This is a genomic window from Polynucleobacter sp. AP-Reno-20A-A9, assembly GCF_018882085.1.
GTDB lineage: Bacteria > Pseudomonadota > Gammaproteobacteria > Burkholderiales > Burkholderiaceae > Polynucleobacter.
On the sequence record NZ_JACVPB010000005.1, the window covers coordinates 127,397 to 140,552 of the forward strand.

The 13,156-nt window shown below is 44.7% G+C and carries 11 protein-coding genes; 6 read left to right on the forward strand and 5 right to left on the reverse strand.

The features are described from left to right. Positions 1–5 precede the first annotated feature (5 nt). From ICN39_RS06430 to ICN39_RS06445, 4 genes are read right to left on the reverse strand one after another with little or no spacing between them, the layout of a single operon-like run. On the reverse strand, positions 6–2,846 hold the full coding sequence (locus ICN39_RS06430) for a nitrate reductase (RefSeq protein WP_216233226.1): 2,841 nt from the start codon (positions 2,844–2,846) through the stop codon (positions 6–8). Further along, complete coding sequence (nirD, locus tag ICN39_RS06435) at positions 2,839–3,189, reverse strand: nitrite reductase small subunit NirD (protein WP_216233227.1); 351 nt, start codon at positions 3,187–3,189, stop codon at positions 2,839–2,841. Before nirD ends, ICN39_RS06430 begins: the two co-directional genes overlap by 8 nt. Next, positions 3,182–5,632, reverse strand: coding sequence for a nitrite reductase large subunit NirB (gene nirB / locus ICN39_RS06440; protein ID WP_216233228.1), 2,451 nt, complete (start codon positions 5,630–5,632; stop codon positions 3,182–3,184). Before nirB ends, nirD begins: the two co-directional genes overlap by 8 nt. Further along, positions 5,629–6,924, reverse strand: coding sequence for a CmpA/NrtA family ABC transporter substrate-binding protein (locus ICN39_RS06445; RefSeq protein WP_216860306.1), 1,296 nt, complete (start codon positions 6,922–6,924; stop codon positions 5,629–5,631). The genes nirB and ICN39_RS06445 overlap by 4 nt, the downstream gene beginning before the upstream one ends. A gap of 151 nt (positions 6,925–7,075) precedes the next feature. Between ICN39_RS06445 and cobA the strand changes: the two genes are divergently transcribed. The 6 genes from cobA (at position 7,076) to ICN39_RS06475 (ending at position 11,990) form a co-directional block, all read left to right on the forward strand. Beyond that, the gene (gene cobA, locus ICN39_RS06450) at positions 7,076–7,879 is read left to right on the forward strand and encodes a uroporphyrinogen-III C-methyltransferase (RefSeq protein ID WP_255532335.1); all 804 of its coding nucleotides are present in this window, start codon (positions 7,076–7,078) and stop codon (positions 7,877–7,879) included. Positions 7,880–7,899: 20 nt separating this feature from the next. After that, positions 7,900–9,273: a CmpA/NrtA family ABC transporter substrate-binding protein gene (locus tag ICN39_RS06455; RefSeq protein WP_216233229.1), complete on the forward strand. Its 1,374-nt coding sequence runs from the start codon at positions 7,900–7,902 to the stop codon at positions 9,271–9,273. A 15-nt stretch (positions 9,274–9,288) separates the two neighbouring features. Beyond that, positions 9,289–10,149 carry a nitrate ABC transporter permease gene (gene ntrB, locus ICN39_RS06460; protein ID WP_071465701.1) on the forward strand — a complete coding sequence of 287 codons (861 nt, stop codon included), beginning with the start codon at positions 9,289–9,291 and terminating at the stop codon, positions 10,147–10,149. Next, positions 10,139–11,002 (forward strand): ABC transporter ATP-binding protein, encoded by an 864-nt coding sequence (locus ICN39_RS06465; RefSeq protein WP_215345032.1) that lies wholly within the window; start codon positions 10,139–10,141, stop codon positions 11,000–11,002. The genes ntrB and ICN39_RS06465 overlap by 11 nt, the downstream gene beginning before the upstream one ends. Positions 11,003–11,032: 30 nt before the next feature. Beyond that, the gene (gene cynS / locus ICN39_RS06470; RefSeq protein ID WP_216233230.1) at positions 11,033–11,476 is read left to right on the forward strand and encodes a cyanase; all 444 of its coding nucleotides are present in this window, start codon (positions 11,033–11,035) and stop codon (positions 11,474–11,476) included. 88 nt (positions 11,477–11,564) lie between these two features. Beyond that, on the forward strand, positions 11,565–11,990 hold the full coding sequence (locus ICN39_RS06475; RefSeq protein WP_216233231.1) for a PAS domain S-box protein: 426 nt from the start codon (positions 11,565–11,567) through the stop codon (positions 11,988–11,990). A gap of 468 nt (positions 11,991–12,458) precedes the next feature. On the opposite strand, the gene ICN39_RS06480 is transcribed toward ICN39_RS06475, so the two are convergent. Further along, positions 12,459–13,052 (reverse strand): DNA-3-methyladenine glycosylase I, encoded by a 594-nt coding sequence (locus ICN39_RS06480; RefSeq protein WP_216233232.1) that lies wholly within the window; start codon positions 13,050–13,052, stop codon positions 12,459–12,461. Positions 13,053–13,156 lie beyond the last annotated feature (104 nt).

Consider the following 13,156-nt stretch of genomic DNA (forward strand, 5'->3'; position numbering starts at 1 on the left):
CAGGATTATGCCGCTACTTCCACTTTCTTGAGAAAGCTGACAATAATTTGCTTGACTTCGGGTTTGCAGGAACCGCAATTGGTTCCACATTGCGTTTCAGATTGAAGAGAGGTCATGGCGTCTTCGGGGGAGGTTCCTGTTGGCATCTTGCTTAAGCATTGCTTCATTGTGTCTGCAGATACATTAAAGCAATTACAAATTGCCTTGCCTTTAGGTTTAATTTCTACAGGGGGTTTGCTGACAGGCATCAACAAAGACCGACCAAGGGCTTTTGCATCTAAGCCGCTTTCCAGGTACTCTCTTAACCAGGTAGTACTTGCTAGGCTTTCAATGGAGCCAGTCAGCATTGCAGATAGAACCTTCTCTTGAGCACGCACAAGTCGTACGACGCCTCTGCGATTATCGCTATAGCGCATTACTGGCTCTCCGGAGGCCTCATCTAATTTGAATTTCTCCATCACTTGCTTTAGAGCTTGTGCAGCAAGAGACTCAGATTCTTCTAACGGGTCATCGTGGTGGGCTGCCTTGAATGAAACCCCAATGAGGTCACCATCCTGCTCTCTACCAAATAGAACGCATTGGGCGGAATCGAAATGAGGCAAGATACTGCGCAAACTGTTTTGAGCAGAAAATACCTCATCTTTTGGAAATAAACCAAATGCCACCAATTGCCAAGGAAGATTAGCGGGCAAAATCTTAACGGCTGAATGTTTCAGTTCAGGCTGACCGGATACAGGGTCAATCATGTTGCAAGTAAGGCCGTTGACTCCGCGACCCGGTGTTTTACCAGCAGCACCTGAAATAAATTCTGAACCCCAGTGCATGGCAATAAAGGCTTGCGACGTGGCGATATCGTCTGAGACTTTGATTGGGAAGATCTCACTACCTCTGCGACTGGTGACATGAACTAAATCACCATTTTCTAAATTCATCCTGCCAGCATCTTTGGGTGACATCTCCACACAAGGCTCTGGTGCATGTCCATAAAGTGTTCCAATGGTTCCCGTTCTACTCATACCATGCCATTGATCTCTGAGGCGTCCCGTATTTAAGGCAAAGGGATAGCGTGCATCTACAGATTCTGCGGTTGCTTTATAGGGTGCAGCAATAAAGTGAGCTCTCTTATCTTTAGTTGGGAATATTCCATCTTCATAGAGACGTTTCTTTCCTGAATCTGAACCTACTGGCATTGGCCACTGTTGAGGCCCGCGTTCCTCAAGGATTTTGTAACTTAAACCAGTAATATCGAGATCGCGACCGGCTGTACTTTCGCGATGTTCATTCCAAATATCTTCTGGTCCTGCGTAAGGAAATAGAGTTGATGTTCTTTCTTTTCTATTGCCGGGTAATAGCGCTTCAAGAGCTAGCCCAATTTCAATAGCGATCTGCCAATCATGTTTAGCAGACGCATAGGGATCAATTGCGGGATTTACTTTGGAAATTCTTCGCTCTGAATTAGTAACTGTCCCCACTTTTTCTGCCCAGGTAGTGGCGGGCAATAATACGTCTGCATATAAGGTGGTGGCTGTGTGCGCATAAGCTTCCTGCACTACAACAAATTCTGCTTTGCTTAATCCCTCGTGAACTGCATTGAGATCGGGCATCGATTGTGCTGGGTTTGTACAGACGATCCATATGGCTTTGAGTTTTTCAGTACGCAATGCCTCAAACATGGGAATGGCACTAAGACCTGGCTTTTCGGGAACTGAATCCACTCCCCACAGGTTTGCAACTTCTGCACGATGTTCTGGGTTGGCAAGATCACGGTGTGCGGATAGTAGATTGGCTAAACCTCCAACCTCCCGGCCACCCATGGCATTGGGTTGTCCAGTCAAAGAGAATGGGCCAGCACCAGCCTTTCCTATTTGACCGGTGGCCAAGTGTAGATTTACTAAAGCAGCATTCTTGGCTGTACCTGATGCTGATTGATTTAATCCCTGGCAGTACATCGATAGGGTTGCGGGAGAAGTTGCAAACCATTGCGCTGCCTGGAACAAGTCTTTTTCGTTAATGCCACAGATCTGGCTCACTGCCTTAGGTGTGAAATCTCTAACCAAATCACGCAGCGCATCAAAATCTGCCGTATATGAGTTGATATAAGACTCATCAATCCATTTCTCCCAGAGCATGATGTAAAGCATCCCGTGATAGAGGGCAACATCAGTACCAGGTTGTATCTGTAGGTAGAGATCAGCTTCTTTGGCGGTATCGGTTTTTCTGGGGTCAACAACAATAACTTTGAGATCCTGATTATTTTTACGGGCATCCTCAAGACGTCTATACAAAATCGGATGAGCAAAAGCGGTATTTGATCCCGTAATAAAAATAGTGGATGCAGAATCAATATCTTCATAGCAACAGGGTGGGGCATCCATCCCCAAGGTTTGCTTGTAGCCAGCTACCGCACTAGACATACATAGGCGTGAGTTGGTATCAATATTGTTAGAGCCAATCAAGCCCTTCATTAACTTATTGAAGATGTAATAGTCTTCGGTCAGTAATTGACCAGACACATAAATGCCAACAGATTCTGGACCATGCTCTTGAATGATGTCGGCAAATTTTTGGGCAACAGTTTGAATTGCCTCGGGCCAAGAAATATCTACCGGCTCTTCACCCCTTTTTTTGCGGATGGCTGGTGAACCCAGCCGAGCCTGTATCTGAAGGCTTGGGTTTGCAGTGAGATGAAGGGTGGAGCCTTTACTGCAGAGTCTGCCAAAGTTTGCAGGATGATCGGGGTCGCCGCGAACCCCGGTTATCTCGATCTTTCCGTTACTTTTTGCGGTTTCAATAATGACGCCACAGCCAACACCGCAATAGCAACAGGTGCTCTTAACTTCAGCCATGAGTAGCTTGCAATTCCTCGCGGCTTAGCCAAACCACACCAGACTCTACTTTGACTGCAAAGGATTTAGCGCAGCCTTCATCTGGGGCAACTGCACAGCCAGTGGAGAGATCTATATTCCAGGAGTGCAGTGGACAGGTTACGGATTTTCCATGGACAATGCCCTGAGACAGGGGGCCACCCTTATGCGGGCACTTATCCAATACGGCAAATACTTCGTCTTCTGAATTTCTGAAAATTGCAATTTGACCGGCGGGGGCCTCAATAACTCGAGACCCCAACACAGGGATTTCTTCAACGGTTGTGATTTTTTGCCACTGATCAAGTTGGGCGGTATTAGACATTTCCAACCTCGACAATAGGAATGGTTTTAAATTGACGAACATCTACACCAGCACGTTCAAAGTCTTTCCAAGGATCTGGAGCATCTTTTAGATCAAACAGCAGTCTTTCGTAGAGAGCTTTACGACTTTCAGCATCGTCAACCACCTTCTGCTTAATGTATTCCATGCCAACTCTTGCCAAGTAATGGACAGTTCGATCCAGGTACCAGGCTTCTTCGCGGTACAGTTGTAAGAAGGCCCCAGAGTATTCACGAACTTCCTCATCAGTTTTAACTTTACAGAGAAATTCCGCAACTTCTGTTTTAATGCCGCCGTTACCACCAATATAGAGCTCCCAGCCAGATTCAACGCCAATAATGCCAACGTCTTTGATACCAGCTTCTGCACAGTTTCGCGGGCAGCCAGACACTGCAAGCTTCACTTTGTGAGGTGCATACATACCGAAGAGCATTCTCTCTAGATCTACGCCCATTTTCATGGAGGATTGCGTGCCAAAACGACAGTGCTCATCACCAACACAAGTTTTCACTGTGCGAATTGATTTGCCATAGGCATGTCCTGATGGCATATCCAGCTCTTTCCAAACCGCTGGAAGATCATCCTTCTTGATGCCAAGTAAGTCAATTCGTTGGCCGCCAGTTACCTTGACTGTGGGCACTTGGTATTTCTCAGCAACGTCAGCAATTCTTCGTAGCTCAGAAGGAGTGGTTAGACCACCAAACATCCGTGGAATAACTGAGTAGGTACCATCTTTCTGAATATTGGCATGAGCACGTTCATTAATGAAGCGTGATTGTGGATCATCTTTTGCTTCATGTGGCCATGTGGAGATCAAATAATAATTTAAGGCAGGGCGACAAGTCGCACAACCGTTAGGTGTTCTCCAGTTCAGTTCGGTGCGAACTTGCTCTTGAGAAATTAGGTGACCGGATCGTATGGCTTGACGAATTTCATCATGAGAAAGATCGGAGCATCCGCAAATCGATTTCTTTCTGGGGGTTGCTGAATAATCTGTGCCAAGAACATTCATCAGCACTTGCTCAACTAGGCCTGTACATGAACCACAGGAGCTGCTGGCCTTAGTACATTTCTTCACTTCATCTAGTGTGAATAGACCCTGTTCCCGAATAGCCTTGACAATAGTGCCTTTGGTGACCCCATTGCATCCGCAGATTTCATCTGCATCAGTCATTCCGGCAGCTTTATTATGACCTTGATGGCCAACGTCGCCAATATTAGATTCACCAAACATCAATGTGTCACGAATTTCTGCAATGCTTTGTTCGTCACGCATGAGCTTGAAATACCAAGTACTATCTGCTGTATCGCCAAACATGCAGGCACCAATTAAACGATCATCTTTAAGAACTAATTTTTTATACACGCCACCAATAGGATCGGCTAGAGTAATTTCTTCAGTACCTTCGCCTCCCATAAAGTTTCCAGAGGAGAAGAGATCAACACCTGTTACTTTCAGTTTTGTTGATGTTACGGAGCCCTCATAGCGACCGATGCCGTGTTCGGCAAGGTGATTTGCACAAACCTTAGCCTGCTCAAATAAAGGCGCAACTAAACCATAGGCAGTTCCTCGATGGCTTGCGCACTCACCAACTGCATAGACTCTTGGATCAAACGTTTGTAGAGTGTCATTAACAACGATACCTCTTTGGCAATGTAAACCTGCAGATTCGGCTAACGCTGTATTGGGCTTAATACCTGCCGCCATAACAACTAAGTCAGCTGGTATTTCTAATCCACCTTTAAAGCGGATATGGCCGACACGATCGCCAGCAGTATTAGGGGTAATTGCCTCAGTAGAAGTTTTCAGTAAAAACTTAAGACCTTTTTCTTCCAAGGATTTTTGTAGTAAATCAGCCGCTGTTTTATCTAGCTGTCTTTCCATCAACCATTCGGCAAGATGGACCACGGTCACACTCATACCCCTGAGAGCTAGACCATTTGCAGCTTCTAGACCAAGCAGACCGCCGCCAATGACAACCGCATTTTTGTAACGCGTCGCCACATCAATCATCTCATTGGTATCTTTAATATCACGATACGCAATCACGCCAGGTAAATCATTTCCTGGAACGGGCAAGATGAATGGCAAAGAGCCGGTAGCCAGCAATAAGCGATCGTAGCTTTCAACAGTGCCATCATCAGCAATAACAGTGCGCTCTTTGCGATCAATCTTAGTTATGGTTTTTCCAAGATGAAGATGGATACCATTGCTCTTGTACCAATCAAGGTCATTTAGAACAATTTGCTCAAGAGTCTGTTCGCCTGCTAATACCGGGGACAGCAAAATACGGTTGTAGTTGGGATGGGGCTCAGCACCAAAGATGGTGATGTCATAAAGCTCTGGGTCGAGCTTTAATAGTTCCTCGATGGTCCGAACGCCGGCCATCCCATTGCCAATCATGACGAGTTTTTGTTTTTTCATGCTTTGATCTTGAAGCTATCTGCATAAGCAGCAGGGTTGGAGCCATTCCACACAACACCATCAAATAATTTGCTGGAGCGCATATCACTTTTTGGTAATGGGGTTTTGGAGGCCGTAGCCGCATCTTTGTAGATAGCGATATTGTTAACCTTCTTCGCAACTGCCAAGTAATCTGGGTGTTCTTTGAGCAATCCCCAGCGCTTATGTTGGGTCATAAACCACATGCCATCAGACAGGTATGGGAAAGTCGCTAAACCGTCGTTATAAAACTTCATCGCATGCGGGTCATCCCATGTCTTGCCGATACCGTTGTTGTAGCGACCCATCATGCGGTCTTGAATCACGCTGACATCGGTATTGACAAACGAAGGTGCAGACACGACTTCTGCAGTTGCATGTTTGTTAGAGGTTGATGCATCAATATATTTTCCCGCCTCCAAGATTGCAGCTGTCACTGCGCGACAAGTATTGGGATACTTCTTTGCAAAGTCAGAAGTTGTACCCAGCGCCTTCTCTGGATGATCTTGCCAAATAGCTTGTGTAGTAATGGCTGTAAAGCCAATGCCGTCGATGATTGCACGGGCATTCCAGGGCTCACCTACACAATAGCCATCCATATTTCCGCTACGCATATTCGCCACCATTTGTGGGGGCGGAACAGTGATAATTTTCGCGTCTTTAAATGGATTAATGCCATAGTTCGCTAACCAGTAGTAGAGCCACATAGCGTGTGTACCAGTTGGGAAAGTTTGCGCAAAAGTGTAGTCACGCTTTTCTTTATCCATGACAGCTTTAAGGCTTGCCCCATCAGTAACGCCCTTTTGGTAAAGCGCTTTAGATAAAGTAATTGCTTGGCCGTTATTGTTTAAGGACATCAGGAGTGACATATCTTTTTGTTGTCCACCGATACCCATTTGCAGTCCGTACATCAAGCCATACAGAATGTGCGACATATCATTTTCACCATTCACTAGCTTGTCACGGATTGCAGCCCATGATGCTTCTTTGGTGGGGATGATCTTGACACCGTATTTCTTATCTAGACCAAGATGGTTGGCCATGACAACAGAAGAGCAGTCTGTAAGGGCAATGAAACTGACCTTTACATCCGTTTTCTCAGGGGCATCGGAGCCTGCTGCCCATGCACCCGCTTTAACCATTGGATCTATTAAGGACAGAATGCTTGCAGAGCCAATACTTTGGATAAGTTTGCGACGCGTAGGATTCGCATCAGCAACAGTGGGGGTAGTAGCTTCTGGTAATAAACCGCTAATGCTTGTTTTCTCTTTCATGCTGAGCTCCTTTAGTCGATAACTAACGATAAAGAAGTAGTAAGTCCCGACATTAGAGTGGTGGCTCAGTATTGGTGCACCAAATCAAAGCATGAGCATTTTTGGTTCACGTAGAGAATTTAGGGCTATTGCCGACTGTTACAAATGATGCATGGAACAAATTGCACCAAGAACAGCCAAAGCACCCAAATTTAATGGGGCGCTGCCTGGCGTCTACCTCATTGGTGCTGGGCCTGGAGCCTCTGATCTCATAACTGTTCGGGGTTCAAGAATTTTGGCTCAGGCAGACATTGTTTTTTATGACGCACTCATTGATAGTTCTATGTTGGAGTGGTGTCCTGGCACTAGGATGGTGCAGGTAGGGAAAAGATGCGGATCGCATTCAAGCTCTCAGCACTTCATTAACAAGCAATTGGTGGATGCTGCAGGCAAGTACTCAGTAGTTGTGCGCCTAAAAGGCGGGGATCCGATGATCTTTGGTCGTGCGCAGGAAGAAATTGACGCTCTTGAGAGAGCAAACGTGCGCTATGAGATTGTTCCAGGCATCACTACTGCCTTAGCGGCCTCGGCAGAATTAAAGCAGCCTCCAACTACGAGAGAGTTAAGTAGAACCCTGACGCTGACTACTCTTCCTGGCCGTTGCGCACATGAAGATCATAAAACCGCTATTTACTATATGGCGCGTGATCAGCTATCTGAGGTTGCGACAACATTGATTGCTCAGGGCTACACCATAGATACCCCTGTTTGCTTGATGGAATCGGTCAGCCTGCCAACGCAACGCAGTTTTGCCTGCACATTGGATGAACTGCGCTTTGGTGATGTTCATCATCATTTTTTAGATAAGCAACCTGTTGTGGTGATGGTCGGAGAGGTTTATAGAAAAAAACTGCATACGCTTATCCCATTAATCGAGTCACAAAATCATTTCAACGTATTTCAAGCGGCATCTTAATTACTTACTAGGAGCTATAAATGAATTCATATCGTCCATTTGATCCAGATAGACCTCTGTTTAGCAACCGCTGTAGCTGTGGACAGCATGCATCTGAGTTAGATCATGCAAACTCGCTTTCAGCAATGATGGATGCCGAGCAGCAAAGCGCAGATTTTGTTGAGGCCAGCTTAGTTAAGGCTCTTTTTCCTCAAGAAGATCGTAGACGCGCGTTTTTAAAGGCTGTTGGAGTAGGCGGAGCAATGAGCGCTCTCTCAGGCTTCTTGCCAGTAGGGTCCCTGCAGGCAATGGCACAAGAAAAAGCCACATTAGAAAAGCCAGACCTAAAAATTGGCTTTATCGCAATTACTTGTGCGACTCCACTCATCATGGCTGACCCACTAGGTTTTTATAAAAAACAAGGCCTGAATGTCACCCTTAATAAGACTGCGGGTTGGGCTTTAATTCGTGACAAGATGCTCAATAAAGAGCATGATGCCTCACACTTTTTATCACCAATGCCGATCTCAATGTCAATGGGCTTGGGTTCTGATCCTTCTCAGATGCGTGTGGCCACAATTCAGAATGTGAATGGTCAGGCTATTACGTTAGCTAACAAGCATAAAGATAATCGTGATCCGAAAAACTGGAAGGGTATGAAGTTTGCCGTTCCATTTGAATACTCAATGCATAACTTCTTGCTGCGTTATTACGTAGCTCAAGCTGGCTTAGATCCAGATAAAGATATTCAGATTCGCGTTACACCTCCACCAGAGATGGTGGCTAACTTACGTGCCGGCAATATTGATGGTTTTTTAGGGCCTGATCCATTTAACCAGCGCGCAGTGTATGACGAGGTCGGATTTATACACATCCTGACTAAGCAGATTTGGGATGGTCACCCTTGCTGTGCTTTTGGAACCTCAGAAGAATTTATTCGTAAGAATCCAAACACCTTTGCAGCTCTCTATCGTGCAGTCTTAAATGCTTCAACGATGGCGCGTGATCCTGCGAATAGACCTTTAATTGCTAAAGTAATTTCTACGCCAAATTACCTTAACCAGCCCGAGACAGTTGTAATGCAGGTTCTCACTGGTAAGTTTGCAGATGGTCTAGGCAATGTGCAAAACGTACCAGATCGCATCGACTTCAACCCAATTCCTTGGTACTCCATGGCAACCTGGATGTTGACCCAAATGCAGCGCTGGGGCTATGTCAAAGGCGATGTGAATTACAAGGACATCTCTGAAAAAGTATTCTTGTTGACCGACGCTAAAAAGTATATGGGTGAGACTGGTATTGCAGTTCCACCATTAGCTAAAGTGGGATACAAAAAAGACAAGATTATGGGTAAAGAGTTTGACCCTAGTCAGCCAGCAGCCTATTTGAAATCTTTTCAAACTAATAAAGCATGAACTTAGGGTAAATGAATGAAAACAGTATCAATTAAGGTTAAAGGCGCAATTCTATCGGTTGTGATTTTACTCATGTGCTTATTTATCTGGCATATGGCTACAACACAAAAAGTTACACCGCCGCCTGGGGTTTCAACTGGCTCTAGTGAGTACAACAGCCTCATGGGTCAGGGCGGTAGTGAGCCTGTTCAAAAAACTGGGTTTCCAACCTTAACGCAGATGGGGGAGACTATCTATAAGCAGTTGTCACACCCTTTTTATGACAATGGTCCGAACGATAAGGGAATTGGTATTCAACTGGCCTATTCTTTGGCGCGTGTTGCCTTAGGATTCTTGTTGGCGATGATAGTAGCTATTCCGTTTGGATTCTGGATCGGCATGTCACCATTGGCTTACGAGGCATTTAATCCATTCATTCAAATTCTGAAGCCGATTTCGCCATTGGCTTGGATGCCTATCGCGCTCTACACCATCAAAGACTCTGCTATTTCTGGAATCTTTGTGATCTTTATTTGTTCCGTATGGCCAATGCTCCTCAACACAGCATTTGGAGTTGCTAATGTACGTAAAGAATTATTAAACGTTGCCAAGACATTGGAAGTCTCTCCTTTACGTAAGGCATTCTTAGTCATTCTTCCTGCTGCTGCACCAACCATTTTGACTGGTATGCGCATATCCATGGGTATTGCCTGGTTAGTGATCGTTGCTGCTGAGATGCTTGTTGGTGGTACCGGAATTGGTTACTTCTTATGGAATGAGTGGAATAACCTATCGCTCTCCAGTGTTATTTTTGCAATTCTTTTAATTGGTATTGTTGGAATGTTGCTAGATACAGCATTTGGCAAGTTACAAAAGGCGGTTTCGTATGCAGATTGAAAATACATTCCTCAAAGTTTCAAACCTCAGCAAGTCGTATAAAGCTGACGCACCTCCAGTATTTGAAGGAATAGATTTTGAAATCGAAAAAGGAGAGTTTGTTTGTATCATCGGCCATTCCGGATGTGGCAAAACTACTATTTTGAATGTGCTTGCTGGTCTTGAAGAAGCAACTGGCGGCGATGCCATCATGCTTGGTAAGCGTATTCAGGGCCCTGGTTTAGAGCGTGGAGTTGTATTCCAAGGGCATGCATTAATGCCGTGGATGACAGTACTGCAGAATGTGGCTTTTGCAGTGAAGTCAAAGTATCCCGATTGGTCAAAAGAGCAGATTACTGAGCATTCCAAAAAGTATCTAGCAATGGTCGGCTTGGTAAATGCTGAAAATAAAAAACCATCTGAATTATCTGGCGGTATGAAGCAAAGGGTTGGTATTGCAAGAGCCTTTGCAATTGAGCCAAAAATGCTACTACTTGATGAACCATTCGGAGCCTTGGATGCGTTAACTCGTGGGGTTATTCAGGATGAGCTACTCAAAATTTGCAAAGAAACAAATCAAACTGTATTTATGATCACCCACGATGTTGATGAGGCAATCTTGCTTTCTGACAAAATTATGCTGATGAGCAACGGCCCTAATGCACGTATCGCTGAAATCGTTGTCAACACTTTGCCCAAAGGAAGAAAGCGGGCCAATTTACATCATGATGCTATGTATTACCCAATGCGAAACCATTTAGTAGATTTTCTAGTCAATCGATCAAAGGATCTGCAGGTAAAAGGAGCTAAGGGTGAGTTGGATGGTTACAAGCCTGTAATAGTGCTTCCAGGTGTTGATGCGGTTGTTGCTTAATAAACTAAAACTTAAAACTAGGAGAAAAAGATGGATCGTTCAGTAGTTACACAAAAAATTATCGAAGCCAAAGTTCGCAATGGCATGAAGTGGAGTGATATTGCAAAAGCAATAGGAGAATCAAAGGAGTGGGTTACTGCAGGCTGTTTAGGTCAAATGACCTTTACTAAGGTGCAGGCTGAATCCGCTGGTAAGTTATTTGATTTGACTGATGAAGAGATGGCTTGGTTGCAAATTGTTCCTTATAAAGGATCTCTGCCAACCGCCGTTCCAACAGACCCATTGATCTATCGTTGGTATGAGATTGTGAGTGTTTATGGCGCTACTATTAAAGAGTTAATCCATGAAGAGTTTGGCGATGGCATTATGAGTGCAATCGATTTCTCAATGGATATCCAGCGCGAGCCTGATCCAAAGGGCGATCGTGTTCAAGTGGTGCTGTCAGGTAAGTACCTTTCTTACAAGACTTACTAAAAATAGAAGCGCCCCTGAGAACCACCTTCGGGTGGTTTTTTTATTGGGGTATTCTTAGCGACAACTTACTTAAAAATAGAGATTAAATATGTCAGACATCATAGATTTTAAGGCGCTAGTTAGTCATATTGGCGAGGCCGTGATCATTTCTGATCGGGATGAAAATATTCTCTTTTGGAATCTGTCTGCTGAGCGTATATTTGGTTATAGCTCAGACGAGGCCCTGGGAAAAACACTTAGCATCATTACTCCAGAGCGTTTTAGAGAGCGTCACTCTAAAGGGTATTTTCACACTATTCAGACAGGTGTAACAAAGTATGGAAATACTTTGTTAAGAGTTCCTGCGATGCATAAGGATGGGCGGTCTATCTCCATTGCTTTTTCAGTAAGCATGCTTTTTGATGATAAAAAACAACCTATTGCCATAGCTGCGATTGTCCGCGATGAAACTGAACGTTTTCAAGAAGAGCGTAATTTGAAGGCCAAACTGGCAGCATATGAGAGTAGCGAGTAAAGCTCCAACACTAAGATTGCTATAAATTTGCTTGGTTTTAGCCCTTTTGTTTCTCCTTCGCTATTACTTATGCCCATAATTTGCTTACCATCCCGCTTACCAGCAAAACATGGATTTTAGTAAGTTTGAATGGATTGCTCGGGAGTGGGGTCTACCTTCTAAGCCATATAAACAATAGCTCAAATGGACATCTGTAGACTTATCGGGAGGAGCAATTTTTAGATCTGGTCTCCGCCATCATTTTTGGCGTTTTTTCTACTTCTTGCTATATACAACAAAGACATGGCCCCTTAACCGGGGCTTTTTCTTTGGCACCCCCGCTTACCAGTTCGCTTACAACTCAAAGAATGCTTGCTTTTGAATTTTTAGCAACGCAACTTGGTGCCTTCAGAAAATACAGAATCCCTATGAGTAATCTAGCGGCAGGGCAGACAGCATTTCTGATTGATGTCAGATGTCTCATTCGATTTACAACAGCAGAGGATTAACCTTCTTTTTCACTTCAGCGTGTCGATGACAAGAAATGAGATGATCATTAATCATTCCGCTCGCTTGCATAAACGCATAACAAATTGTTGTGCCAACAAACTTAAACCCAGCCTTTAGAAGCGCCTTGCTCATTGCATCTGATTCGGGAGAGCTTGCTGGTACCTCTCTGGGCTGGCGTCGTTTGTTTTGAATGGGTTTATTTCTAACAAATGACCAGAGAAATTGATTAAATGGTTGCCCACTTTTCTCTAGGGCCAAATAAGCCTTAGCGTTAGCAATCGTGGCGGCTACTTTTAGCCGATTGCGAATAATTCCAGGATTTGCCAATAGTTCGGCGATCTTTTTATCGTCGTATTTGGCTATCTTCTTTGGGTCGAAGTGGTTAAATGCTTCCCGATAGCCTCCTCTCTTCTTCAATACGGTTGACCAAGAGAGGCCAGCTTGCGCACCTTCTAATATCAGCAATTCAAAAAGAGCCCGGCTATCGTGGAGTGGAACCCCCCATTCAGTATCGTGATACTGGCGATACAGATCAAAACCCTCGCACCATGGGCAACGAATCAGTGTTTTCATATCTTGATTCTACGGGGTTTGATGGATAGGGGGCAGTCATTGTTTCTTCTAAACAGAACAAACGTATTCAGCATCTAATTATGGGGCGGACGATGTCTGTTGTC